Genomic DNA, 25,296 nt, shown 5'->3' on the forward strand with positions numbered 1-25,296 from the left:
CAAGTTCATTGTAGCGCCTGAAAGGGGGTTGAGTTCGACTCATACCCCACTACTGAATCCAAACAGATAATGGCCTGCTTTCTGCGGGTCATTTTTTATTTATCCCTTAAAATCTCCATCGCAGCATTATGCCCAGGCATTCCAGTAACGCCACCTCCCGGGTGACTACCGGAACCGCAGAGATACAGGCCCTGAATCGGCGTGCGGTAATCCGCAAAGCCCATAAAAGGGCGGTTGCTCCACAGTTGGTCCAGGCCTAAGGCACCATGGAAGATATCGCCACCCATCAGACCAAACTTGCGTTCTAAATCCAGAGGTGAGTGAATTTGCTGAGCGATGATGGAGTCTCGGAAATTGGGAGCATAATTAGTGATAGTATCGATAACGGTTTGTGCTGCCTGCTCGCGATAGTCATCCCAGCTTTTAGCGCCCGGCAGTTCTGGAGCAAATTGTTGGCAGAATAGGCTGGCCACATGTTGGCCCTCGGGGGCCAGGGAGGAATCGATGGTGGAGGGGATCAATATCTCTACTATGGGTTGCTTTGACCAGCCGTATTGAGCCGCATCTATATAGGCCTGCTCCAGGTAATCCATGGAAGGGCCAATGACGATTCCCGACTTGTGGTGCGGTTGTACGTGAGTACCGGGTTTGCATGTAAAGTCTGGCAGTTCAGACAGTGCGACATTCATACGGAAGGTGCCGGACCCCACTCTAAAACCACGTACCCTGCGGTGAAATTCCGGCTCCAGATGTTGTTCGTCAATCATCTGGGAATAGAGCAGTTTAGGGCCGACATTGGCGATTACTTTACTAGCTGCAATGGTTTCCCCGCTACTTAGCCGTGCCCCGGTAGCGCGACCACCATCGATAAGCACCTCTTTGACTTCAGCATCTGTGCGAATAGTGACCCCAAGCTGCTCTGCCTCTTTACGCATGGCTTGAGTGATAGCACCCATACCACCCATAGCATGGCCCCAAGCGCCTTTCTCACCGTTTACCTCGCCAAACACATGGTGCAAGAGCACATAGGCGGAACCGGGAGTGCTTGGAGCGGCATAGTTACCGACAATAGAGTCAAAGGCGAACGCAGCTTTTACATGGTCATTTTCGAACCAGGCATCCAGCACGTTGGTAGCACTCTTGGTGAACAGGTCCAGAGCGTCTCGGCGTGATACCATGCTTAACCTTTTCGCTCTAAGCCCAAATCCACCAGCGCGAACCAGGTCTATAAGACCACCACCCACGTTGGGAGGAGCGCGCAGTAGCTCTTCGCGTAAAATATCCGCAACGGTTTCCAGCATGGCATAAAAGTTAGGTAAGGTAGCTGCGTCTCTCTCAGAGAAACGTGCTACCTCTGCCTGTGTATCTGCAAGATTCTTATGGAAGGAAAGACTATTGGCTTCTGAAAGTGGGAAGAAGTTTGATTGCGGCCGTAATTTGATTTCCAGGCCATGCTCTCGTAGATGGAGGTCTTCGATGATCTTGGGGTTAAGCAGACTCACGGTGTAGCTTGCCACAGAGTTTTGGAAGCCTGGGTAGAATTCTTCAGTAACCGCAGCACCACCAACAATCGACCGGCGCTCAAGAATCGTTACATTTTTTCCAGCTTTAGCCAAATAGCAGGCACAGACAAGGCCATTATGGCCACCGCCTATAATCAAAAAATCCTTCATTATTATTCTCTGAGTAGGAAAAGGTTAGGATCAATTGTCGTCAAAAACCGCAGAAAAATAAAGAGTCCAAAATCAGATTATTATCGATACCATTTTGTCTATTGCTAGATCTAAAGTTTTAAAGATAAATTAAGGTGGGAGAAATGCTTGTACAAAACTCTTTATTATTATCGCTTTAGTGCAAAATTAGTGTTTACTGCATCCTTGATTAAAACTATGCGGCTTCAAAAAAACTGTCCAGTTAAATATACTGAGCTCAAGGAGCCTAAAGGGGAGCACCCGTAGTATTATTGGTGAGGCGTTAATCTATATCACTTCTTATTAGATTTTCTCTGAAATTAATTTGTGTACTGCCGTCATGTACGCAGATATTCTGGGAGGCGTATTGGCAACTATCTATAACGAAGGTTTATATCGGGTTTTTAAATAACCCTGTCCTTTTGGTAGGCTGAAGCCAAGTTGAGTTTAACTCAATACACGAGAAGTATGAGTTCAGTTTCGTAGATTAATTTCCTGGTTGATGCTAAAAAGTAAAAAAATATTGCAGCCATTAAGTGTGAAATGTATGAACAAAATCACTTTTCAATGCTAAATTTTCTTTGTTATTACCTCCTATAGGAATTACTTTAGTTAGCATAGACATGCCTTATAGAGATGATATTTCGTGTCCAGTGAAAACCTTTCCAGAGTGTTAGGTGCTCAAGAAGCAATATTCACAGAATTAGCCAGGAGGACCTGTGGAGGTACTTTAGTTATTTCCTTCATTAAAGTTCTTACACCACTAAGCGTTGAGCAATTAAAGTCTGGATTTGCATCGATTCATAAAATTTATCCTCTATTACAAGCACGTGTGGAGTCTGGAGAGCAACTTCGCTGGCGTTGCGATGTATCATTCGATTCTATCCCTTTCGAAGTTGTGAAATTAGATGGGCCTCTTGATTTTGAAGAGGAGTTTACGCGTAGAGGCGAGGCTGGACTTGATGTTGAAAAATGTACTTATACGCTCTCGTTCTATATAAATTCCCAGGATAAAGTTGACTGGATATCCCTGGTAAGCAGCCATGCAGCCCTGGATGGCCGGTCAGTAATGACTCTTTTTTGTGTTTTAGATATATATTTTAGGGAGCCTGAGACATTTAAATTAGGAAGGCAACCCTTGTATGAAGCGGTTGAGAGTTACTTTCGCTCCTCCAAATACTTCGCAAGACAGGAGTCATGTAACGCTAAAGATGATTTATTTAAATGGCCAGTTGAAGAGTCAGCCTTTGCTGCAGAGCGTGAGGGGCACGCTATTTATAGACAATTTCCTATGGAGGATCTTTCAAGTATTGTAAAGCAGGGGAAGAGCTACAAAGTTAGACCTAGTGCACTTTTTTGTGCTGTTGCTATTAAGGCCTCAAAAATTTTACCTAATCATAGGGACTGGATTAAAATTCTCTTACCTTTAGATGTTCGAGATTTATGTGGATCGGAAATCGGTTTAAGCGCAGTGGGTGCATTTTCTGCAGTAACCACTTTAGAAGTAATACCTAATATTGATACTAGTAATATTTGGCAGCTAGCAAGATACTTGCAAATTGAGCTTGATCGCCAAGCCGCGGAGGGAGAATCATGTAAGTTCGCCTTTCCTAAAGATTATATCCTAGGGGATATTATTGGTTGGGCTCAAGAGTATGAAAATAATAAACCAGTTTTTTCTGAAGGGTTATGTATTTCAAATGTTGGAAGCATGAAAGCTTTGGGCACGCACATGAAATCTTTTGAAATTGTAACAGCTATTCCTTTCCAGACACATGGTGCTCATCCAATATCACTGTTAACCTATTCAACGGTTAGGAACTCAGTATTTATTTTCTCTTACTGCTCTCCCCTTACTAAGAAAGATAATGTTTTAAACTTCGCGGAAAAATTTATCAATGCGCTTAGGGATCTTGTCAATAATACTTAAATAAATTAAAGTCTACAGTCTGCTCAACTAGAAGAGCTCTGATTGAATAGGTCACATTATATTTTACATGTGAAGTAATTTTTAGGAAGTCTGGTTGCTTTATTTAGATTTCTGTCTCTAATAATAATTTGTAACCAAGGTATGGCTTTGCAGGGCATCTAAGTCTTTAAATTCATAATGGTGTATACGAATCATCCTGAAAAATCGGTGTAACAATCTCCGAACGGCATAATTCCGGTATTAAAGATTTTTCGAAGGGTTGTGGCCATTCGCGAAATACTGCTTATAACCTATGTACCCTTACAACCCCTAAAATATTTTTCAATCTGCTCGAACCTCTACTTGGGTTTTTTGAATGATTTTATTCCGATGGGGTATTGTTTGTCTTCCTGCTGGGGTATGTATGATTTATACATTAAGTCAGATTTGGCGAATCATAGTATAAGTTAAAACTCGTGGGGGAATTTTGAATGTTCCCACTTTATATAAGGAGCTGAAATTTGGGTGTTTACTTATTAACGACCGGGCCAGAGAGACGCTGCTTGTGTATCCACTGAGAGTTGTATTGTCACTGAATGCATTTTTTAAAATACTAGAGATCCGATTTATTGGTATCCACTTTCATAAAAAAAATAGAAGAAACGTTAACCTAAACAACGGAATACAAAAAAATTCAGGTATATTGGAGTAAAGTTGGATGTTGATTTATAGGGCCCTGGCGGGCTAACACATAGTGCCGATACAATAGCTGCCAATAAGTACAGATTTAAATTTCTGTATGAGCCGGTAAACCCTAACTAGGTAGATTTTGGCTCCACCAGTATATAAAAATACGATGAATTAGAATCTAAAGATGTAAAGTGGCACACCGTAAAGAAACCAAGGTGCTTTAAGCGTAAGTAAAATCGTGTAAGAAAGGCAGAATAAGGGGGGAGTAAAGGGAGATTTTTGGCGCCAAAGTAAGAAATTATTTCGCCATTAAGAAATACTGAACACATGGATATTTTCGGTTTTGCCAGCTTATTAATTGTGGAAAGTCTGCGGTTCACGGTGTTAGCCACTTCCCGAAAAAGGTAGATTTGGTTCAATACAAAAGAGGGAAATACATGTTAAAGCCTGGTTTCGAATAATGAAGTGTAGACTCTTTATTGCGTAAAATTTCACACTTATTTAGAGGGTAAATACTCATAAGCATTCTGGAATCATTGGTATGAATGCTTATGTTAAATATGGATTTCATTGCTAATAATAATCGTGGCCTTAGCCTACCTTTGTGTATTAGGGAAAGTGTGATCATGACCACTTAAGATTCCATAATAATTGTGATGTAAAAAATCAACATCCTCTTGGTATATGCCGGCTTGTCCTTTAAGGGATAGGAATGAGAACTCCTAAATTTTTGAGCTGCAACCTATAGTTAAAAGGTGATATGATGGTTGCTATATTCATGGATATAACACTAGTGAATATCTATAGGTTGTGATATGAATTGATCTATTCACAATCTCCGCTATATTGTAGATCACTAGCTACCAAACTGCATTGATTTCATCTTGAGGCGGCTAGTATTGTATTTCTACTACTGCAGAAGTAAGATTCAAATGAGTAATATTATCTGAGAAATTGATACCTTAACGATTACTAAACCTACAGGGATGATAGGCGAGAGTGAGGGCTTGTCCCAAAAACAAATCGCTGAATTACATTCACAGGGAGGGAGTTAAGTTTGCTTAAATACTTTATTGAGTATTATGTAGTAAAAGTATATTTCATAGTAACAAGTGGTGATTGATAGTATGAAGTCTCAATTTAGCGTAATCGCCCCTTGTTATAACAATTCGGATCTCTTGCGCAACATGCTGAAAGGGTTCTCTGTCCAAAATTACCCAAAAGATGATTTCGAAGTTATTGTTGTCGATAACAATTCAAGTGATCCAGGTATTTATTCTTGTTATAAGGAATATAAGGATAAATTGAATCTAACCTTACTTTATCGCCAGATTTTAGATAATCCTTTTGCCCTTAATTCTGCTCGTAATTTAGGAGTAAGGATTTCTAGATATGACTGGTGTGTTTTTACAGATAGCGACTGTATTCCATCCTCCAATTACCTAATGCTGATTAATAATATAATTAATAACAAGGGGAAGAACATCTGTATGGCAGGGTTGAGGGAGTTCATTCACTTTAAGGATGTTGAGGTTGATATGATAGACGGAACTGATATACATCTAAGTGCTTGCCCCAGATTTAAAAGCCCATCGAATTATGGGTTAACAAAAGATAGAAGGATCGGTAAGATAGAAGACTTACCTGATACGGAGCAACCCTGGGGTCATTTCTATGGTTGTAATATGATCTATAAAAAAGAAGATATTATCAAAGTGGGAATGTTTGACGAATTTTATGATGGTACATGGGGGTATGATGATATTGATATGGCTTACAGGGTTATCAGTGAATTAAATATTGAGCCAATTTTTGCAGATAAAGCCGTTGTTTATCATCAAGATGAGGTTGCACCGGCTGAGAAAATTGACAAGTCAGTCTCAAAGACTGAAAAGCTAAATAACCCAAACTATCAGTACATTTGCAAGAAAATTAACGGATACTATGAATTTAGTACTCGTGAGTTCAGGCGTTTTGGTTTAACAGGTTTTTAATTGACTGAAGTTGCTAAAATTTTTCTGAGTTGTTTTGTGTCTATTGGGGGATAGTGCTAGATCAAAATAGCAATTTACTGGTTCTTAATAAGATATGATTCACAATATTAGTGAAGAAATGAGACTTCAGCCATTAGATGCCCGTTACATTGCATTCAACTGAAAATTTTCTTAAGAAAAAAGTTATCTTTTTTATGTCAAAGGCCGCTTTATTGACAGTGGTGTATATCCAATAGCCCTTGTCATATTTGCTTATAGTAAAGTTCAAGGTATCTCTAGCGACTGCATAGACTGCAATGAAGTCATCATCGTCAATGGGTAAGTAACTCAGCATAAAATCTATTTTTTCCGGCTGGTCAGATCTTTTCTTCACTCCAAGAACATCAAGTAAAACCATTCCGTAGTAGGCTATATCATATTTCTGCAATAGATGAATCTGCTGACGCGCAGATTTATTTAGTGTGCTGAAGGAAAATTTAAACCCGCAAGCAGTATTACCGATTCTTTTCTGAATGATGTGTTGTTTAGGTAAATTTTGTGTAAATTCCTGTGTTATTATTATATTTGCTTTTTTTCTGCCCATAAATTTTGTAAAACAAACGATAAACTTTTCAGTGATATCCTCAAGAGAAGGTTCTTCAGCTCTCACTTTAGCCGATATCATTACAATATCGTCAACGTCTCCTTTTGTATTTCTATACCCCTTCAAATGAAAAGGGTTTTTTTTAGAGTCCCTCCTGTTGTACAAAATTAGTCCAACAATGAGAAATAAGGCCTTGAGAAAATCTATTGAGTACTTCAAAAGAGAGCGATTTCTACTCCCATGGTAGAGTCTTTTTAACTTTAAATAATATTTTTCGGATCTGGCTTTTTCTCCTTGCAATATATGTTTTGCACATTTAACAACCAGTAGCCCCGTATATCCTGAGAAGAATTCGTGATTAATAATGAAGTAGGTACTATCTTCGCTAAAATGAATGTAAATTGGAGTCCTCATCTTTTCTAGGCTTCTATAAACAAAATTTCTACTTGAATTTTTGGTTGCCTGATTTTGTAATTCTTTTATTTGTGAAAGATAATAAGGCTTAGAGTGAGGAGCAGAAGTGAGCTCTACCAGATCATAAAGTATGCTCAAGCAACTCGTAACTTCTTCCTTTCCATATTTTTTAAAGCGATAAATCATTAATGTTGTTGCAGTATCATTCTCTTTTAAAAACTGCTGTACAAAACTTTTTGGAGTTTTTACTGGAGTAAATAGATTGATCAATATTTTGGTGAAAAGTTGCATTAGATCCCTCTGCGAGTGCGAGCTAATATCTCAGTTTTAAGAAACCATATTTTAAAGCTCTAAATAAGCTTAGTTTGTCATTAGAAGAATTGGAGGTCTCCTTATAGATCATTATTAAATTTATAACATTCAATGTGGAAAAAATTTCATCGAGTATTTTATTTGGGCTGTGTGTCAGATGTTGTGTTTAAATAGGTGTCTATAACTCTTATTTCAAAAAGCTATTTCCACGCTTCTTAAATCTCTTTTAGTTATTTATAATGATATTTTTTATTATTGAGAGCTATTACATAATGTGAAATTGGTTGGTCTCACGTAATCACAAAAAAATAAGACCGATAATTGAGAGCCGATTCATGTCAAGATTAACAGGTGATCATTGGTAATGATCAAACCTTGCCTTTCTGCGCTTAAAAGAGGCACAAAGTCCACTGATCGGCTAGGAAGCATGTTATGAATTTTTCCCTCCTGAGCCCAATGGAAACGTCTTCTTTTATACTATCCCCATCGAGCACTTGCTGGAAAAGGTACTAACTATAGGAAGAGCAAGGTACTTGTTAAGGAGTCGATGAAAATTTCTGGGACAACTTAATCAAAGGTTTCTGTTTGAAATGGGGCATCATTTCCGATTACAGCTTTTCTACAGCAAGAAAATGAGGGCTGAAGTTGGGAAACTATTCGGAGTTAGGATACAAAGTAGATGATAGTAGTCGGCTGCGAAGACATTTTATTACGGGTTACCGTTAACTCATTAGCTGAAGTAAATTTATTGCATCCTAATTCATATTATGCATTGAAGTAAAGAAATTGGTCGCTTTGTAAATTCTAAAGTGACTGCCCCTAACTTTCGTCGAGATTATTTAGTGAGTTATGGATTGGATCTTACTTGCCGGCAGAGGAGAAATAGGAAGCAGCACAAGACAGGAGGGTGAAAAGCTCAGAAGTTATTAGATAGCTTCGAAGTCTAACTGTTGGTTGGCTATATCGTGTTTATGCTTTTGATAGGAAATCCTCTTCTTCTCCAATAATTTTTTGGGGATGTGCCATTTAGCAATCAAATGTACTGCTTCTGTGCAAGGTTTTACATAATTATTTGTTGGTATACCCATTTATCTTAATAAATTTCTCGATAGCTGTAGTTTTAGATTTTTTAACAATGTTTGAAATCTAATACTCGACAAAAGTAGGGTGTTGTGTTTTAAGCTTGTATGTATAAGTATTTAATTTCTTTGAAATATTAAGCTAGGGAAGATGTTTGAATGGAAGTTGAATCAATCCTTGATTGATATTAATTGGTTGAAAAATAACTTAATAATTTTTCAGAGGAAACCGTACAATACTTCACTGTCTTACATAATCAATTTAAGGTGGTGATCGCACAATTTTTTAAAACAAAAGATGAACTTGTATGCCGATCTATTGAAACAGTTGCAGGTAGTTAACTTAATAGTATTACATTGCCATATGAGCTGCCGGTTTTTATAGTTTTATAATTATTAAGATGATGGCTTTTTTTGTTGATACTTACTTAAAGTCTTGAATCCAATGTTAGCCAATACAGGTGAGTTCCCCAAAAGTTATTTGCTATCAATTGTGACCCTAATACGTTTGCAATATGTTTGTACCAGTATAGATATTTTAATCAAATATATTTTCCTTATTGGGTAGGCTAAAGGTAGATAGAAAATATAAATATATTAGTAGATAAATGACGAATTCTATGCCTTTTAGAGGTATTACACGACGAATGATTCTTATTTGATGTCGGTTGATAGTTAAACAGTATACTAGGTGCTTCAATTGATCGGTATTGAATTTGTTAACCACAGAATATCTAGGGTCAATAGTTAAATATTAGGCTTTATAACTTCTTAGAGGTTATGAATCTGGTAATTTTATATAAGGTCGAAAAAAACTATTGGACGCTACGAGCTGTAGATAAGTAGATGCAAAAGCTTGTGTGTATTTTTTTGATCAGATGGGTGAATAAGAACTATTGATATTCTTCGATTGGTAAAATGGTGATCTACTCAAAATATAAATTATAAAAATCTACCAAATATGCATCATAAGAAGGGTGGTAAGAAAAAAGCGACACTGCTAAGCGCAACATTGCTCAGTGCAACTTGCATGGTAGGCTCGGGCTGGCTGTTTAGCGCCCAATTAACGGCTAGATATGCGGGTAACTGGGCATTTGTGGCATGGATACTCGCAGCAGTTTTAGTTTTGATGGTAGGTTTGTGTCTTGCGCGCGTCGTGTCGATTTATCCGGTCCGAGGTGCACTAGCTCAAGCCTGTGCTTATTCTTATAACAGTATCTTTGGTATGCCTTTTTCCTTTGCCAATTGGTTTGGCATTCTAATGGTGGTTGCAACGGAGGCTCAGGCTACTACACAATATCTTTCTTCTGCTATTGGCTCTTCTTTACTGATTGAAAGTCATAGTCTTACCATTTGGGGAAAATTACTTGCCCTTAGCATCTTAGCGTTATATCTACTGATTAATTTTTATGGTATTCGTTGGCTAACTAAAATCAATAATATTGTAACTGTACTCAAGATTTTTACTCCACTATTTGCTCTGACAGTTTTACTCATTGTAGTTTTTACCCGAAATCACATAGGTTCAAATTTTTCTCTTCCTTCCAGTCAGGAATTTGAGTTCCATAGTGCCTTTTCAGCCATCATTGGTGCAGGTTTGATCTATTCCTACAATGGGTTTCAAGTAAGTGTTGCTTTTGCTAGTGAAATCAAAAATCCTAAACGCAATATTCCTTTAGCGATAACACTGTCGATAGTAATCATTACTTTGGTTTATTTGTCATTGCAATTTGCTTTTATGGAGGCCGTTCCACATCAGGTGTTGATGGAGAATGGTGGCTGGCAGGGGTTGAACTTTGCTTCACCACTGTTAGATCTAGCCACTCTGCTTGGCCTCCACTTTTTGGCGTTAATATTACTTGCAGATAGTATCACTAGCCCCTCAGCTTCTGGATATACGTACCTTGGAGCTTCATCAAGGATTTTATTTGCGATGGCCAAGGTAGGGCAAATGCCTCGCTGGCTAGCGGTGCTAGATCCAGTGCACAATATTTCCAGACGATCCATTCTAGTTAACTGGGTATTGGCAGCTATTGTTTTGGTTAATGCGGATAGTTGGGCAGCACTTATGGTAATAGTAACAGGGTACCATATTGTTAGTTATATGGCTGCGCCTATCAGTATGGGAGCGCTTGAGCCTAACACTCGTTGGTTTGGGTTGATAGTTTTTATCCTACTGGGTTTATTAATGCAAACATTACAGTCTTCTTCGCTGCTTTTAGTATGTGCATCTTTATCAGTTTTGGTCTCTATATATGCAGGGCTTCATATAACAAAAGCTGGATTTGATAAGCTAATTATATTTACTTTTCCATTTTTGGCATACTTATGGAGCTTGTACTTTATATCAAATATTTGGTTGATAATAAGCGCATCTGCAGCTTTTTATCTGTTGATATCTTCGCGTTATTACGTTGAATTCTGCAAAAATTATAAGGCAAGAGATTGAGGGTAAAAGATGCTCTCATAAAGTGGGCATCTTCATAAAAATTAGGTCTGAAAGGTTTGACCTGACAGCATTGGTGAGATATCTGCCAGGTCAAGTTTTGAAGGTCAAAACATAGAATTAATCATCTTGTTGGCTTTCGAGTTGCCTGAACCATGATTGAGATCATCCCAGGTTACTCTTCCGCTGGCAAGATCTAACTTAACACCCTGATGTCCAACATAATTTCCACCTTGACGTAAAGTCATCTCAGTGAAAACTCCCTGGGTAGTGAAATTAAATTTTTCCATATTCGTAATATTAAAATTAACATCAAACATGCGATTAAATTCCAACACGCCACGTACGGTATCAACTAACGCTCGTGTGTGTGTCAAGCTGGATCCATTTCCAAGCATGGTTTGATGTGAAGAGCTACCATTGAGTGATACGCCACCAAAAACCGATCCCCGCCACTTTCTTCCCGGCGCAATAGGGCAGACTGCTGCCATTATCTCAAGGGCATCATTTCTTACCTGCGGAGCTTGCATTGATCCTGAAAAATGAGCGACTACACCAATCTTTCTAGGGGCGCCGCTATAGAGCACTAGCCCCACACAGGAACCATAACCATCAGAACGCAGCTCTCCTGCATTGGTGCCTGTCACCCAGGTACATTCCGGTCTGAATCGATAAGCAGCATAATTACCACCTAGCTGAACTGCCATAACATTGCCTCCTTATCGGATAATTATCAATTATTTGACTGATTGGTCAGAAACAATATAACCGTACATCACACAGTGACCTTGATCAATATCAGTTAATTACAAATTGAAAGAGAAATATTGCTTGGGATTTTATTGGTGAGTTCTTTCAGTTTTTTAAGGTGGAGATAATGTCCTTCCTGTTCGAAAGTATAGGCGTGTGGTTTCGGTTAGTGGTTTTGGGTCCTTCACTTAGAAGGCAGAGTTTTCAGAGTGCAATTGACGTTATATAGCTCTATATATTTACACTTGTAGACTTTCAACTATACATAGATGCGCTCGCTCAGATTTTATTTATATCCCGGTTCGAATTGGATCAAAGTAGAGTTGTGAAATATCTTTTTGTGTGCGGTTTGCCTGTCAGTCACTAGGATTTATTGTGCTTGCGGGTAGAAGATAACTATGGATGGGCCTCCACAATTGGGCATTTTACAGCGTAATTGTGCAGGAAATATGGAAAACATGGCTACTACTCCTTGTTTTTTATTGGCTTGTTTTTTTGCGCCAAAAATCTGGCCGTAATTGTCGTTAGTGTTCATTAATTTTATCAAGGCATTGTGAATTCGAATCATAATTTCAGTTTTTTATGCTCTCTTGGCTTTTTTAAGTGGTTTTATATTGCTTTTAATGAATTTTAGTGAGAGCAGGGTTCTATTTTTAATCTAAATGGTTTTTTGCTTGGTTTCTAGGAACCGTGTTAATCAGTGGCGGTCCATAGCTTTGTCGCTAACGCTACTTCTGAAGTAAAACCTGCTTCGGTAAGTGAAGGATCTAGCTTAACTGGGGAAGGACATCGGACAAGATTGAATAACAGGCAAAGATATGATTTACCGAAAAACCAAATTAGCTTCTGTATTTAAACAACCTTTTTTTAGTCATACATTAATGGCTGTAGTTTTAACTGGAATTAGCTCTAATGTACTTGGCCATGGTTATGTAGAAGCTGCTGATGGCGGGGTTGCATCCGCACGTGGGACACTATGTAAATATCCTCTCGACTCTGGAGAGTTGAATATAAACTGCGGTGCAGTTCAGTGGGAACCACAAAGTGTAGAGGGTAATGAAGGCTTCCCGGAAAGTGGACCCGCTGATGGGCAGATTGCCAGTGCGGGGAATAGCTCTTGGTCAGAGCTAAATGAACAGTCTTCTGATCGCTGGGTTAAGAATTATATCAGTTCTGGTTGGCAAACCTTTAAATGGCACTTCACTGCGAACCATGTAAGCAGGGATTGGAAATACTATATTACCAAAGAGAACTGGAATCCAAACGTGCCCTTAACCCGTGATCAGTTTGATCTTAATCCCTTTTGTGAAGTGGATGGAAACTATGAGCAACCTCCAACAAATATGACACATGAGTGTCAGGTCCCAGATCGTGAGGGTTACCATGTCATCCTCGCTGTTTGGGATGTTGGTGATACAGTGAATGCTTTTTATAACGTTATCGATGTTGAGTTTGATGGTGATAATGTTACCAATACTGCGTGGAGTGCTGTAGGCACAATTAATCCAACACAAGACTTAAATATTGGAGACAAGGTATATACCCGTGTGTTTGATAGCTCCGGTGAAAATAGCTCTTATTCTACACTTCTGGAGATTGCCTCAAGCGAGCAAGGGATCGCAGAAAATTGGTCTCACGACTTGGCTGAATTGATTAACCGAGAGCAAACCAGTATTAGAGCTGGTGATTATGATGGTAGCAGTAGCTTTGAACCCTTGTACGGTATTAATAGTATTTATCTGCTAGAAAATAGTGGCCTGAGAAACGTTGAGATTGGGTACGAACTTAGTGCTGATCAGGGGGATGGTACTTCAGATACCAATGACAATGATTCAGATGATACTGGAAACACCGAAGGTAGTGGGAATACTGGGACTGCCTCTTGTGCAGTATTTGAGCAGCCCTACGCTGGTGATCCGGGTTACGCGATTGGGGATATCGTTATTTTTGATGGTATCGCTTACGAATCCAAACACGAGCCCAATTGGTGGTCTCCAAGCTCGGCGCCAGCACTTTGGATTGAAACTACTTGTGAAACAGCAGGGGGTGAATCAAACAACGATTCTGATATGGGATCAGGCAATACTTCCTCTAATAACAATTCTGATGACAATACCAGCACAGAGGGCGACACGGCAGCTTCCTGCCCGGAATTTCAGCAGCCTTACGCAGGCGATGAGGCCTATCAGTCTGGTGATCGTGTAACTTTTGAGGGCCAGGTATATACTTCCACCTACGGGCCAAACTGGTGGTCTCCCACTGCTGCACCCCAGTACTGGGAGCAGAGCTCATGTGAGTAACTTAAACATTCTCAACCGCTTCCATATAATGAGAGGGAGGCGGTTGAATATAGGTGGCTCATTTCCTTAGTATTGACAGCATGAAATGCTGCTTTCCAAGTCATTTCATACCAGCCTCTTTGGCCGGTTATTACATGTAAATTCATTACGTACATAAAGGTGGCAACGGATGGCAACCTTCGTTTTGGTACATGGCGCTTGGCAGGGAGGTTGGTGTTGGCGGCGGGTTGCGGATCGCTTGCGTAATTTTGGCCATTTGGTATTTGCTCCTACATTAACAGGTCTAGGAGAGAGAGTTCACCTTTTAAATGATAAGATTGACCTGGACACACATATTCAGGATGTTCTTGGTGTCATTGAATCGGAAGAACTCTCTAACATCATTTTATGTGGTCATAGCTATGGGGGAATGGTCATTACCGGTGTTGCTGATAAGGTACCCAGCAATGTCCGCACTCTTGTTTATCTTGATGCTTTGGTGCCGGAGAGCGGGCTATGCACTTTAGAACTCTTACCTAAGGAAAAATAGGTTCTACCTTGCTTGAAAGTGCTAGGTCTACAGATAAAGGCTTTCTGGTAGCCCCAGATCAGGCTAAAAACTTTGGAGTAAATATTCATGATCAGGCCTGGGTAAATAGGCGCTGTGTAGACCAACCCCTCAAGACCTTTGAGCAACCAATCTTTTTGGAGGGGGCTTGGAAACTAATTCCTTATCGCATTTATATCTATGCAACAGGGTGGGCTCCGGGAATTGGTAAGCCATTTTATGAAATAGCACAGCGAGATAGCGGATGGCAGTCCAACTCTATTCAATGTGGACATGATGTAATGATTGATAAGCCTGAGGAATTAACGCAGATACTAATAGCCTCTATTTAAATATTCTTATCAGATTGCTGCTTGAGAAACTCAGGACTTGTCTTTATAGCCTAAGTCACAAATGTTAAAGGGATTGATATGACAAAGAGTGCGCAGGTTTTAACTTCCAGGATCACCTGCCCTTTATGTGGTCATGATCATACGGAAACTATGCCGATTGATGCATGCCAATGGTTCTATCAATGTAAGAATTGTGGAGAGCTATTAAGTCCCAAGAAAGGCGATTGCTGTGTATTTTGCTCTTATGGAACGGTTGCGTGCCCACCGGTTCAAAAAGATGGAAAACCCTGTTGCTCCTCGTAAGGGGCAGCCATAATTTTAGTGGTAAGAAAGTATAAACAGGTAGGCTGTTGGTTCAAGCGGGATCGAAAGTATAGGCGTTTAGCCCATTCTATTCTGATCTCTCCTTTAGGTGTTCAATGGCTTGATCAATTTCCGGCTTATTTTCTTCTATTAATCTATCTGCATGAATTTTTAATGAATTGATTGATTCGTAGTCAAAAATTCCGACTTTGGGATTGTTTACTTTTACGTTTAAGTAGTCAAATTCTATCCTCCCTTTTGGAGATAATAATTTTGCAATTCTTAGAGCGTAGAGCTGCTGCGTATCCATAGATCGTTGTACATCTGTGATAAGGTCAGGAAACCATTGCAGTCGTCCCCAGTTTTTTATGTCTTGATAACTATCCTTTGCGCTACGCAGAGGCGGGGTACCCGATCCCATTATAAGTATGTAATAATTTTTATTTGGGTATTTTTCAATAATGTCCAGTAATATCATGCTGGTCGGATCATTTTCTGATACCGCGGCATCTGCAAAATATCGATGACTGAGGTCCCTGTTTGATGTTATAAAGTCTACAGGAGGGAATACCCCTTCCGCGCTGGATGCAGCAACCACTAGCTGATAGACACTGTTTGAAGGGAGTTCAGCAATTTCTTCACCATAATTTTTAAAAAGATGTACCCTTCCAGTGTAGATATCAAGAGAAGGCACAATGACTGGTTTTTCTAAATCAGTAAATTTTAAGATTTCTGAGTAATGAAATTTTAAAACTTGATGGAGTCGATCTCCCATGAACCTCGGTGAAAACATTCCAGCTCCAGTCAATATTTTATGATACCAGGGTGTTGAGAATAAATATTTACTTTCAGATTTGTAAAGTTTTATCAGTAGGTCTATTTTTGAGCCGTAGTCACCATATTGTTCACGTAGTTGTTTCATGGGAATGTTGATTCCTGTAGCAATAATAGCTCCGGTGGATACTCCACTGAAAACATCAAATATTTCATTTATAGGCTTGCCTACTTGACGTTCAATATATTGAAGAACATATAGTGGGATAAGACCTCGAACCCCTCCACCATCCAAAATTAGGATGTTAATGGTTTCTTTATCCTTGAGGGGGGCTTCATAGATAATGGCTTCTTCAGTAACCGGTATCCTATGGAACTTAGTTTTTTCAGTAAAGCGATGATTGTAGATATAAATTGTGATGCCAATTGTGGCTAACAATAGAAGTATAAAGAGTGTAAGTTGCCAGGTCTTCATTGTGTCACCCAAGTAGCCTGCCAATAATTCAGGCATAATTTAAGCAATAATATTTATTTTCAAGTGGCTTTTAGCGATGTTTTTGATTTAATTTTTATTTTTCTTATTCATAAATTATATTGTTGGTAGGGTTGTTGGTGTTTTGATCGGAGTGGCTGAGATGGCTATTCCCTCTGGAATTCTATCGAAATGCATATATTGCAGAAGAGTATATAAGCTGGTTGGTCTTGTGATATCTACATAGTCAATATTCTGACTGTCTGTTAACGTTTTACACAGGTATTGAGAACAACTACCTTTCAAAAAGATGATATTTAGGATAACCTCCTAGACTCACTGTATTCTGCTGATCGAATTATGACTTATGCTAAGATAGAGTCATTATAGATGTGTACCGAACCCTAGATATAGACCCACTGGTTTTGTAAAGAATTCTAAGCTGTGAGCTCTAGGCTAATAATTATGTTTAAATATTTTTTTGTGGCCCTTTTGTTGTTGATTTTGGCTTCATGTGGCAGGCCCGAGTCACTTTCAGTTGAATCTGGGGCGGAAGCTAGGCTTGGTACTGAAGAGGTCGTTGAGGGGACGCTGGAGCAGGAAAAACAATTACAGGACTTTGTTAGTTCCAGTGAGCTATCTAAAGATGATATTTCAAGTGTAGAAGATCACACTGAAACTCCTGATAACCAACATGGCCCTCAAAGCGCTCTCGCCACTGAAAAAAGCTCTAGGCCGATAGATATCAGTGCAGCTTTCGAGAAGGGCGTATCTTCAGTTGAGAAGTATGATTTCTCCAGAAAAAGCACATTGCCTAATCTTTTTGAGACGCAGCAAAAGGCTGAGAATGTCTCTTTTAGTGGTAAGCTAATAAACGATCCTGAAAATCCTGATTACCTTCAGTCATTGGAGGGGGTGGAATTCTCAATAGAAATTAAAACACGATAGAATAAAATAGAAAGGCAATTTGCTGCATCTAAGGTGGTTGCTGTAATATGTCAATATAATTGCTTCTCTAGTGTTTGTTTGGGTTTTGCTTTATCAAGCTTTTGCCTCTCTTTGATTAACTATTTTTTCTCCATAGGTTAGATACAACCACTAATGTCTTGTGTTACTTTGTTTCGAATAGTGCGCTTTTTATCATCCTGGGCTAATATTTTATTTGCAGGAGCGAGGCTCAAAGTTTAATACATGGAGTGTATCCAGAATGTCAGGAAGTTATCCAGATAGAATTAAGCAGCTACCTCTTTATGATGGTCGGTTTGATGCCTGCAAGTTGGAGGCAAAAGGAAGTGATGTTCTTTTTGCATCATATCCGGCGGGAACGGTTATTCCAGATCATACGCATGCGACTGATAATTATGGGGTGATTACGAAAGGCGAGTTGATACTAAGTATGAATGGTGCTGTTCAGCGCTTTGGAATTGGCGATTGGTACCATGTTCCAGCAAATACTGAACATGCTGCCTCATTTGAAGAGGATACAGATGAAATCGAGTTTTGGTTTCAAGCTAAAGATAAAGAGAAAAGCCTTTAATTTCCCCAGCAAAATCTATTGAGTTCAAACAGATTGAATAACCCGAATACGGTCATTCATGGCTCTAATGGAGATTGGGATTGTAGGTGCAAATACCTCCCATGCGTGATTAACGCCTGGACGCAAGTGGAACTCTGTACTTACCTCGTCATTGGCGAGTAAGCGTGCATATTCAATATTTTCATTGCGAAAAATGTCCAATTCCCCAATTTCAATATATGCGGAGGGCAATCCTTCCGCGTTTTTTAAGTGAGCTGGAGCGGCAACAGCGGTTACTTTACTTGTACCCATTGTTTCTCCGAGATAAGCCTGCCAAGCGGTAAGGTTGTCATCATTAGTCCAAAGTACATAGGGAGCCAGCTTTGGGTCCTCAACAGTATTCCGGTCATCAAGCATTGGATATATAAGAATTTGTTTTGCTAAAGAAGGGCCATTCCTGTCCCTTGCTAAGATGGTCAGTGCCGCAGACAGCCCTCCACCAGCACTATCGCCCATAACAGCTAACCTGTCGGGGTCTACTTGCAGCAATTTGGCATTCTTATGGAGCCAGCACAATGCCGAGTAACAATCCTCAATGGGGGTTGGATAAGGATATTCTGGCGCTTTGCGATAATCCACTGAGAGAAATGGCACGCCACTCTTTGAGACATAGTTTGCGACTAATCGGTCGTATATTCCTACATCATTGAAGATCAAGCCCCCACCATGTAAGTAGAGTACCGCTGACCCCGGCGTTGAGTTTTGTTTACAGTACCATCGCAATAAGATGCTGGATTCATCGGGCAGATTTACCAGAAAATCTTCTATTGATACATCGGTTGGCATGGGATGGGTTTGAAATACCTCTCTGAGAACATGCTCACCAACCTCACGTCTTGTGGCCACATCACCTACTGCTATTGGCTCTATGGATTCCAGTAAAGCCCTAAATTGCTCGATTGCTTGGCTGAATTGGCTGTCAAGGGTATAGGCCATGATTTTTCCGTATCTTGTGGCTTGGTACTGACGGTAGGGTATTTCTATTGGAAAAGGTTGGACGCTTATAGCTTCGTCTATTTTTTCATCCATGTGTTGGAAATGCTGCCTGAATCCAGTGTTGCCTCGGGGGGTAACATTCATCCAGATGGGACGTTCAGAAGTAAAAGTGAAACTTTACAATCATACCTAAATGATAGCGTTCAGCGCTAATTTATTTGTGCCTATTGTGAAATTTTATGAAAAATAACTTTATAGATTGACTGTGAGCAGCTACTAGGTGTGTGAAGTAATAGTTAAAAATAAGAAAGATCCAGAGTGATAATTTTCAAATTACCTCTCAATCTCCTGTCCAAAAATGTGTACGCATTATGGAATGGTTAAGTAACGTTAAGGATACACTTTTACTGCGGTCTTTTAGGGTAATTTTCCTATTGAAACGCCAGCGCTAGTCAATCCCCGAAAAACTGGAGAGACACTCTGTATTTGTGTTTTCACTATCAAACATCTGTCAGGGATAAATAACGCTAAGAATAATTAACTCGTTATCTATTTTTTTACTGGGAATCTCAGTATGGATGATGGCTGCTGGAGAAATTGATTCAGGGGATGCAAAGGTGCATCGGTTGGATTTGCAGGGACAAATTGATACTAGGGCACCGTTGTCAAAAACGCTGTGGGCAGGGGCACATAATGCCTATGCTTCTTTCCAGTGGGATCAGGGAGTATATACCGATGTTAATCAATGGTATGCCCCTGAGAAGCTGTTCCATCGTGGTATCCGCCTAGTGGAGTACGATACCTAACCTTCATCCACGTTTAGCTCTACTCCACACATGTGTCATATGGGACTTGAAGAGGCCACTATGTGCATATACATGGCAGGCACAGCGGCAACTCTCGGGGATGGCTTTGATGAGATCACGGATTTTCTCGAGGATAATCAGGATGAAGTGCTATTTATAAAATTCGAGGCTTATGATTCAGATTATCATCAGAATTTTAGGAACAAAATTGGTGAAAAGATTGAGAGTCGCCTGGGGGACTATGTTTTCAAGCCAACTGACTGGGGTTACGCGGAAGGGGATTGCGCTTCATTGCCAGTGCAAACTTTAAGCAAGCAAGATGTGCTGGATACAGGGCGAAACATTATTCTTTTTACTCAGGTACCTAGAAGCTGTTTCATAACTTCTTTAACGTAATTAACATGCATGCAATATAGAAAAAAGCACGATAAGTGGACAAATATCGCTCCCATCTAACAACTAAACGGCGGTAATTTCCCAACCACGCAAAAGTCCTCTCAACTTTCCAACGGCGAGCGTACCTTCTAAGCTTTCTGCCATCCTGCCTTGAGACTTTTTTCCTATTTCTCCTGTGTGGACAGATAAGGTCAATTCCACGACTCAACAGGCTATCTCTAAGAGGATCCGAGTCCGCCGCTTTATCATAAACTAAGCGATGAATCTTTGTGTTTTTATACGTAACATCAAGTAATGGGTGTAATAACTTCACTTCTGCTGGTGAGGCCGAAGTAATGGTGCCTCCCAGTGGAATACCTTCGCCATCGACCACCACCATCCACTTTGAACCCTTGCCCCGCTTGGTTTTCCCGATTTCGAAGCCCCTTTTTTTGCTGGTGCAAAGCTGCCATCAGAAAAGACCTCCTCCCAGTTAAGCAAAGACTGCTGATCCAACAGCTCCAGAAATCTTCTCCATGCCTGTAACCAAGCTCCTTGCTCTTCCCAAAATTGAAGCCTTCTCCAGCATGTACTCGGTGATGGATAATGTGAAGGAAGATCTTTCCATCGCGCTCCAGAACGCAAAAGCCATAGGATGCCCTCAAAACAAGCTCGATTATCAATGGGTTTTGGGCCTCCCTTTCCTCGTTTTAACTCAGGAAGACAAGGTTCGATCAATTTCCATTGATCATTGGTTAACTCTGACTTGAATCGGCTCACTATTGCTGGCCTTTTTTCTATGTAATTGCGTGAGAATAGCCGATTTCAAGTTATGAAACAGCCTCTAGAGAGTATCCGCACACAGGGGATAATAATCTTTGCGATTATCATGATGAATCCAAAACAAGCAAGTATTTAAGGAATGTCTGGATTGGCGTAGATGAAATGGATGCTGCTGGCAATCTAACCTCCAATGAACCTTTGGCTCAAAATTCCAGCCAGTTGACAGCGGATTCTGATGGTAATAGCAGCGCTACCACCCACTATAAAAATGGAAATTTCAGTGTCGTACTGGATGCAACTACGGAGTACAGTAAGAACGATATCAAAATTTATGGTGATACCGTCCAAGAAAAAGCACAGGCAGGTTACCAGCTGATAGAGTTGGCTTTAGTTGAAGCCAATGCAACAACCATTGAAGCATCCAAAGCTCCACAAATTGAAGATTTCCTTTGGTCTTGGCGAGATGACTCACCGGGTACCGAGCACAGTTGTAGTTGGCTAACTAATGATGGGGAGATTAGAGATTATGATTGCTCTACGATCCGTGTATTTGCGTGTGTAGATGCTAATAGAAATTGGCACATCAGTGAGTCCACCGGTGCCTGGATTGATGGCTATAGCGCTTGTGCTGCAGAGGGCTATCAATACGGTATGCCTTATAATGCCCTTGAAAGTACTGAACTCTATGCTGAAAGAAATACTAAGGGCATAACAACTTCGGTTTGGGTAAATTATTATAAGGTATTTGAGGATTTTTGGCTTGCCAGCCAGGATGCTTACTCTGATTATGGCTACCTCAAAAAGGATGCGATTGGTGGCACTGGTGGTGCTGCATTTGATTCCATCGATTTAATCAAGCGTAAACTGCTTGGTAGCGGCACTATGAATTTGAAATCGGTACAAATTCGTTCTGGAGGTCGTATTGATGGGTTAAAGGCTTGTTATGAATTCCAGCAGGCTGTTAGCCATGCAAATGCGAGTGATCGTGAACTTTGCATTGAGTATGGTGACGGAGATGGTGGCTCAATGGGCTCTGTCCTTAGTTTTGACTCCGCCAGTGGTGAATATCTCGATGATGTTAAAATCTGCTGGGATGATGAAAAGTACAGTTCCGGTAGTATTTATTATTTAAAACTGACTTCCAGTACAGGGGAGACAGTTTCAGGTGGCATGCAGCAGGGTTCCTGTAAGAGCTATTTTTCTACCTCTACCCAGCAGATATTTGCTTTCCATGGGCGCCAAGGGGATGAAGTTATTGCTTTGGGTGTGCACAAGCTTTCCAGTTCTTTGATCAATGCTGGCTATTACGCAACGGAATGGCTCAATAATGACAACCCCTCCTCTGGTGGCATTGACTACGAAAGTTTTAATGAACACAAAGCGGCAGGTAATATCTCCAATACCTGTGAAGTGAAAGATGTCGTAAATGTTGTTGGTCGCTTGGCTGATTCCAAACTGGATTACAGGTTTATAGGAGAGAGTATATTAGTGGGGAATCACGGTTCTAATTATCGTTTCTTCTGTGCAACAGAGAATTGTAGTGATTACGAGGTAAAATACTTCTTTACTACGCCTTCTTGTTTGCCCTAGGTGGCGGAGGTGAGGGCGGGTTGGGAGGCCCAATCCGCACTTACTCTAAAACCTTATTGAATATTTATGGGCACATTTGGTTGCTTCTTTTTGCTCAATTTCACTTTATCCCACTTTATGACTCCCGCAATGAGCCCAGAAATGATCAATAAGCTTGAACAGATTTTCATTATCCCAAGAGGCTCTTGATAAACAAGCCAGCTAGCCAAGAGACCAAAAAATGGTACCAGTAAGGTAAGAGGAGCGATAGTCGATAAAGGGTAAGTGACAACCAAACGATTCCAAATCCAATAGCCTAGTAAGGTGGTGGGCCAAGCCTGAAATAGAATTGAGGCTAGGGTAATCTTATCAATTTCAAAAAGGTTGTTTAAAACCTCTTTACCTTCCAGGGCCAACGCAAGAACCAGTAAAGGGATGGGAGCAAACAGAAGGCTCCAAACAATAAAAGCGAAAACCTCCTTGGTATTGGCCGCTTTGACAATCAGCCCACTGATACCCCAGCAAGTTGCTGCCAGAATCACTAGCACCACACCAAGGGGACTGACACTGCCATCTTCAATAAGGAAAGCAATCCATAATCCTAAGATTGCCAGGCTGGATCCCAATATTTTTTGTGCACTGACCGTCTCTTTAAGGATCAGCCAGCCAAGTAATACGCTAATTGCTGCATTGAGCTGGAGCAGCAGTGATGCCATACCTGGAGAGAGCCCAGCAGTAAGTGAGCAAGTAGCAAGTCCCCAGATCCCTGTGCCAAAGACCAAGCTATAGCTGAGGATATAGCGCCAGGCAACGGGCGGCTTGGGAATAAAGAAAATGGCCGGTATTGCTGCAAGAGTGAAGCGCAGCGCGGTAACTAGTAGTGGATTGAGATTTGTCGTACTCACTTTAATGGCAATAAAGTTGACTCCCCAAATAGCCATCACGAAAATTCCAAGACTCAAATCTTTGTATCTCATAACTACTGTCCTATTGATATCGGGATAGTTTCTGTGCATTCTGAGGTTAGAGACAGATACAGATTTCAATTAAAAAAAGTATACAGTTTGTTACTTTCTGCCCAATAAGGGGCTGGAAGGTTAATTGAGTTTGGGGAGTATGATGCGGTACAAGAAAATGGCTGATCATTTAGTGGAAGATATTCGCCAGGGAAAGGTGCAGCCTGGACAAAAGCTTCCTTCTCTACGTCAGCTTGCTAGGGTGAATGAGGTTAGCCTGACTACCGCATTGAATTGTTATCGTTATCTGGAGGAGACGGGATGGATTCAGGCTTTACCGCAGTCAGGTTTTTATGTAAGAAAACCATTGGATGTTTCTGGGCCTCCTGAGATGCCCGCTTTTTCTTGCCAGACTACGACACCGATTGCGGATCATTTCTTTCATTCGGAGGAGCCAGGCCCACTGGGAATAACTCAGTTATCTGTAGAGTTGCAGCCTGTTTCTAAGTTAGAGCGAAGCTTACGTCGCGCTTCACGTAGTCAGGGGAGCCGGGTGTGTCTTTATCCTAATGTGCAAGGAGAATTGTCTTTGCGTCGTTCTCTCAGTGAGCACTTTGGCGCTTCGGGTTTCCATTTCCAAGCTTCTGATCTGGTGATAACCAATGGCTGTCTTGATGCTGTACGTACAGCACTGGAAGTAACGACAAAACCTGGGGATGTAGTAGCGGTCAGCTCTCCTTGCTATAGCGGTTTACTTCAGCTCCTCGGGGGAATGGGGCGGACTGTCGTAGAGATACCATCCACAATGGATGGTTTAGATTTGCGACAGATGGAGTTACAGATGCAAAAAGGCGGTTTTCGGGCTGGGCTTTTTACCTCTAGCCATATGAACCCAACCGGTATTTGTCTCAGTGTCGAACAGAAACAGCAGCTGGCTGGGTTAGCGAATAAATACCGAATCCCGATTATCGAGGACGACATCTACCATGAGTTAGATCACCGGGGAGCCCCTCCACTCCCAGCATGCCATTGGGATACCGGGGGATACTTATTATGGTGTGGATCTATATCAAAAACACTGAGTGCTGGTTATCGACTGGGTTGGTGTTTGCCTGGACGATATTTAAATGATTACAGACAGCAACGTCATCTCGAGAGCTTGGGAGTAAATTCACCACTCCAATTGAGCTTGGCTGATTTTATCAGTAGTGGGCAATATGCTAAGCACCTGGCGACATTGAGACCCCGGTTGCGGGAGCAAGTTGATCAGTATCGTAATTTCCTGACCGACCACCTCATCCCAAAGGTGCGGATTAGCATGCCAACAGGAGGATTGGTTTTATGGCTTCAAGTTCCCGGGTTAAATGAGGATGAATTCGCGATTCTTTTAAAGAGGCAACTCTTGGATATCCGAACCGGAGTATGCTTTAGTACCTTGAATTACTATAAAGACTGCTTGAGGATTAATTGTGGTTTTCCATTGAGGGATAATAATGGTGAGTATTCCCAGGCAAAAAAACAGCTGGAGCAGTTGGTCGAACTGATCAATCGAAGTGTTGCTGCATAAACTATACAGCTTAGTCCGGAAGGCATCCGTAAGTTTATTGTTATGTTCCTGCACCAAGTAGCTACTGACTTCAGAGGGATCAACTTTAGTTAGCAATGGCTGCTCTGTCACCATATTACAAAAATGTTTCAT

General features: G+C 40.7%; 20 protein-coding genes and 1 pseudogene. 13 read left to right on the plus strand and 8 right to left on the minus strand.

What is annotated here, in order from left to right; translation table 11 throughout:
- Positions 1-95: 95 nt before the first annotated feature.
- Positions 96-1,673 carry a phytoene desaturase family protein gene (locus ACJJIT_RS06145; protein WP_444900309.1) on the minus strand — a complete coding sequence of 526 codons (1,578 nt, stop codon included), beginning with the start codon at positions 1,671-1,673 and terminating at the stop codon, positions 96-98.
- Between the two features lie 664 nt (positions 1,674-2,337).
- Here ACJJIT_RS06145 and ACJJIT_RS06150 point away from each other — a divergent pair.
- Together ACJJIT_RS06150 and ACJJIT_RS06155 are read left to right on the plus strand one after the other, a co-directional pair.
- Complete coding sequence (locus ACJJIT_RS06150) at positions 2,338-3,621, plus strand: hypothetical protein (protein WP_444900310.1); 1,284 nt, start codon at positions 2,338-2,340, stop codon at positions 3,619-3,621.
- Between the two features lie 1,796 nt (positions 3,622-5,417).
- On the plus strand, positions 5,418-6,284 hold the full coding sequence (locus tag ACJJIT_RS06155) for a glycosyltransferase (RefSeq protein WP_444900311.1): 867 nt from the start codon (positions 5,418-5,420) through the stop codon (positions 6,282-6,284).
- A gap of 133 nt (positions 6,285-6,417) precedes the next feature.
- On the opposite strand, the gene ACJJIT_RS06160 is transcribed toward ACJJIT_RS06155, so the two are convergent.
- On the minus strand, positions 6,418-7,572 hold the full coding sequence (locus tag ACJJIT_RS06160) for a hypothetical protein (protein WP_444900312.1): 1,155 nt from the start codon (positions 7,570-7,572) through the stop codon (positions 6,418-6,420).
- A gap of 2,061 nt (positions 7,573-9,633) precedes the next feature.
- Here ACJJIT_RS06160 and ACJJIT_RS06165 point away from each other — a divergent pair.
- A complete protein-coding gene (locus ACJJIT_RS06165) occupies positions 9,634-11,121 on the plus strand; it encodes an APC family permease (protein ID WP_444900313.1) in 1,488 nt (495 codons plus the stop codon).
- A gap of 104 nt (positions 11,122-11,225) precedes the next feature.
- Here the strand turns inward: ACJJIT_RS06165 and ACJJIT_RS06170 are convergent, their stop codons facing one another.
- Positions 11,226-11,825: a hypothetical protein gene (locus ACJJIT_RS06170; protein ID WP_444900314.1), complete on the minus strand. Its 600-nt coding sequence runs from the start codon at positions 11,823-11,825 to the stop codon at positions 11,226-11,228.
- An 861-nt stretch (positions 11,826-12,686) separates the two neighbouring features.
- On the opposite strand from ACJJIT_RS06170, the gene ACJJIT_RS06175 reads away from it, so the two are divergent.
- The 4 genes from ACJJIT_RS06175 to ACJJIT_RS06190 all read left to right on the plus strand — a co-directional run bounded on the left by ACJJIT_RS06175 (position 12,687) and on the right by ACJJIT_RS06190 (position 15,350).
- Complete coding sequence (locus tag ACJJIT_RS06175) at positions 12,687-14,168, plus strand: lytic polysaccharide monooxygenase (RefSeq protein ID WP_444900315.1); 1,482 nt, start codon at positions 12,687-12,689, stop codon at positions 14,166-14,168.
- 169 nt (positions 14,169-14,337) lie between these two features.
- Positions 14,338-14,697, plus strand: a complete 360-nt coding sequence (locus tag ACJJIT_RS06180) for an alpha/beta fold hydrolase (protein ID WP_444900316.1) — start codon at positions 14,338-14,340, stop codon at positions 14,695-14,697.
- 8 nt (positions 14,698-14,705) lie between these two features.
- Positions 14,706-15,047 (plus strand): hypothetical protein, encoded by a 342-nt coding sequence (locus ACJJIT_RS06185; RefSeq protein ID WP_444900317.1) that lies wholly within the window; start codon positions 14,706-14,708, stop codon positions 15,045-15,047.
- 78 nt (positions 15,048-15,125) lie between these two features.
- The gene (locus tag ACJJIT_RS06190; RefSeq protein WP_444900318.1) at positions 15,126-15,350 is read left to right on the plus strand and encodes a GDCCVxC domain-containing (seleno)protein; all 225 of its coding nucleotides are present in this window, start codon (positions 15,126-15,128) and stop codon (positions 15,348-15,350) included.
- 88 nt (positions 15,351-15,438) lie between these two features.
- On the opposite strand, the gene ACJJIT_RS06195 is transcribed toward ACJJIT_RS06190, so the two are convergent.
- The gene (locus ACJJIT_RS06195; RefSeq protein ID WP_444900319.1) at positions 15,439-16,599 is read right to left on the minus strand and encodes a patatin-like phospholipase family protein; all 1,161 of its coding nucleotides are present in this window, start codon (positions 16,597-16,599) and stop codon (positions 15,439-15,441) included.
- A gap of 462 nt (positions 16,600-17,061) precedes the next feature.
- On the opposite strand from ACJJIT_RS06195, the gene ACJJIT_RS06200 reads away from it, so the two are divergent.
- Together ACJJIT_RS06200 and ACJJIT_RS06205 are read left to right on the plus strand one after the other, a co-directional pair.
- Complete coding sequence (locus ACJJIT_RS06200; protein WP_444900320.1) at positions 17,062-17,544, plus strand: hypothetical protein; 483 nt, start codon at positions 17,062-17,064, stop codon at positions 17,542-17,544.
- Between the two features lie 259 nt (positions 17,545-17,803).
- Positions 17,804-18,133, plus strand: coding sequence for a cupin domain-containing protein (locus ACJJIT_RS06205; protein ID WP_444900321.1), 330 nt, complete (start codon positions 17,804-17,806; stop codon positions 18,131-18,133).
- A 24-nt stretch (positions 18,134-18,157) separates the two neighbouring features.
- On the opposite strand, the gene ACJJIT_RS06210 is transcribed toward ACJJIT_RS06205, so the two are convergent.
- Positions 18,158-19,201 (minus strand): alpha/beta hydrolase, encoded by a 1,044-nt coding sequence (locus tag ACJJIT_RS06210; RefSeq protein ID WP_444900322.1) that lies wholly within the window; start codon positions 19,199-19,201, stop codon positions 18,158-18,160.
- A gap of 524 nt (positions 19,202-19,725) precedes the next feature.
- Between ACJJIT_RS06210 and ACJJIT_RS06215 the strand changes: the two genes are divergently transcribed.
- Positions 19,726-19,914 (plus strand): hypothetical protein, encoded by a 189-nt coding sequence (locus ACJJIT_RS06215; RefSeq protein WP_444900323.1) that lies wholly within the window; start codon positions 19,726-19,728, stop codon positions 19,912-19,914.
- Between the two features lie 72 nt (positions 19,915-19,986).
- Positions 19,987-20,310, plus strand: a complete 324-nt coding sequence (locus ACJJIT_RS06220; protein WP_444900324.1) for a hypothetical protein — start codon at positions 19,987-19,989, stop codon at positions 20,308-20,310.
- Here ACJJIT_RS06220 and ACJJIT_RS06225 read toward each other — a convergent pair.
- Both ACJJIT_RS06225 and ACJJIT_RS06230 read right to left on the minus strand, forming a co-directional pair.
- Positions 20,291-20,734, minus strand: a pseudogene (locus tag ACJJIT_RS06225) (IS5 family transposase); the annotation flags it as partial. The gene ACJJIT_RS06220 and the pseudogene ACJJIT_RS06225 sit on opposite strands and share 20 nt — an antisense overlap.
- Positions 20,620-21,069 (minus strand): transposase, encoded by a 450-nt coding sequence (locus ACJJIT_RS06230; protein WP_444899177.1) that lies wholly within the window; start codon positions 21,067-21,069, stop codon positions 20,620-20,622. The gene ACJJIT_RS06230 and the pseudogene ACJJIT_RS06225, both read right to left, overlap by 115 nt.
- A 165-nt stretch (positions 21,070-21,234) precedes the next feature.
- Here ACJJIT_RS06230 and ACJJIT_RS06235 point away from each other — a divergent pair, with 165 nt between their 5' ends.
- Positions 21,235-22,662, plus strand: a complete 1,428-nt coding sequence (locus ACJJIT_RS06235) for a jacalin-like lectin (protein WP_444900325.1) — start codon at positions 21,235-21,237, stop codon at positions 22,660-22,662.
- 53 nt (positions 22,663-22,715) lie between these two features.
- On the opposite strand, the gene ACJJIT_RS06240 is transcribed toward ACJJIT_RS06235, so the two are convergent.
- Positions 22,716-23,618: an EamA family transporter gene (locus tag ACJJIT_RS06240; RefSeq protein ID WP_444900326.1), complete on the minus strand. Its 903-nt coding sequence runs from the start codon at positions 23,616-23,618 to the stop codon at positions 22,716-22,718.
- Positions 23,619-23,760: 142 nt separating this feature from the next.
- Here ACJJIT_RS06240 and ACJJIT_RS06245 point away from each other — a divergent pair, with 142 nt between their 5' ends.
- Positions 23,761-25,164, plus strand: a complete 1,404-nt coding sequence (locus ACJJIT_RS06245; RefSeq protein WP_444900327.1) for an aminotransferase-like domain-containing protein — start codon at positions 23,761-23,763, stop codon at positions 25,162-25,164.
- Positions 25,165-25,296 lie beyond the last annotated feature (132 nt).

It is taken from the genome of Microbulbifer mixtoriginis (SeqCode) (assembly GCF_052467515.1).

Excerpts from the sequence above, each read along its gene's own strand:
- ACJJIT_RS06145 (WP_444900309.1), bottom strand. The coding sequence starts at position 1,673 with ATGAAGGATTTTTTGATTATAGGCGGTGGCCATAATGGCCTTGTCTGT.
- ACJJIT_RS06155 (WP_444900311.1), top strand. The coding sequence starts at position 5,418 with ATGAAGTCTCAATTTAGCGTAATCGCCCCTTGTTATAACAATTCGGAT.
- ACJJIT_RS06160 (WP_444900312.1), bottom strand. The coding sequence starts at position 7,572 with ATGCAACTTTTCACCAAAATATTGATCAATCTATTTACTCCAGTAAAA.
- ACJJIT_RS06165 (WP_444900313.1), top strand. The coding sequence starts at position 9,634 with ATGCATCATAAGAAGGGTGGTAAGAAAAAAGCGACACTGCTAAGCGCA.
- ACJJIT_RS06170 (WP_444900314.1), bottom strand. The coding sequence starts at position 11,825 with ATGGCAGTTCAGCTAGGTGGTAATTATGCTGCTTATCGATTCAGACCG.
- ACJJIT_RS06175 (WP_444900315.1), top strand. The coding sequence starts at position 12,687 with ATGATTTACCGAAAAACCAAATTAGCTTCTGTATTTAAACAACCTTTT.
- ACJJIT_RS06180 (WP_444900316.1), top strand. The coding sequence starts at position 14,338 with ATGGCAACCTTCGTTTTGGTACATGGCGCTTGGCAGGGAGGTTGGTGT.
- ACJJIT_RS06190 (WP_444900318.1), top strand. The coding sequence starts at position 15,126 with ATGACAAAGAGTGCGCAGGTTTTAACTTCCAGGATCACCTGCCCTTTA.
- ACJJIT_RS06195 (WP_444900319.1), bottom strand. The coding sequence starts at position 16,599 with ATGAAGACCTGGCAACTTACACTCTTTATACTTCTATTGTTAGCCACA.
- ACJJIT_RS06200 (WP_444900320.1), top strand. The coding sequence starts at position 17,062 with ATGTTTAAATATTTTTTTGTGGCCCTTTTGTTGTTGATTTTGGCTTCA.
- ACJJIT_RS06205 (WP_444900321.1), top strand. The coding sequence starts at position 17,804 with ATGTCAGGAAGTTATCCAGATAGAATTAAGCAGCTACCTCTTTATGAT.
- ACJJIT_RS06210 (WP_444900322.1), bottom strand. The coding sequence starts at position 19,201 with ATGGATGAAAAAATAGACGAAGCTATAAGCGTCCAACCTTTTCCAATA.
- ACJJIT_RS06220 (WP_444900324.1), top strand. The coding sequence starts at position 19,987 with ATGGCAGGCACAGCGGCAACTCTCGGGGATGGCTTTGATGAGATCACG.
- ACJJIT_RS06235 (WP_444900325.1), top strand. The coding sequence starts at position 21,235 with ATGGATGCTGCTGGCAATCTAACCTCCAATGAACCTTTGGCTCAAAAT.
- ACJJIT_RS06240 (WP_444900326.1), bottom strand. The coding sequence starts at position 23,618 with ATGAGATACAAAGATTTGAGTCTTGGAATTTTCGTGATGGCTATTTGG.
- ACJJIT_RS06245 (WP_444900327.1), top strand. The coding sequence starts at position 23,761 with ATGCGGTACAAGAAAATGGCTGATCATTTAGTGGAAGATATTCGCCAG.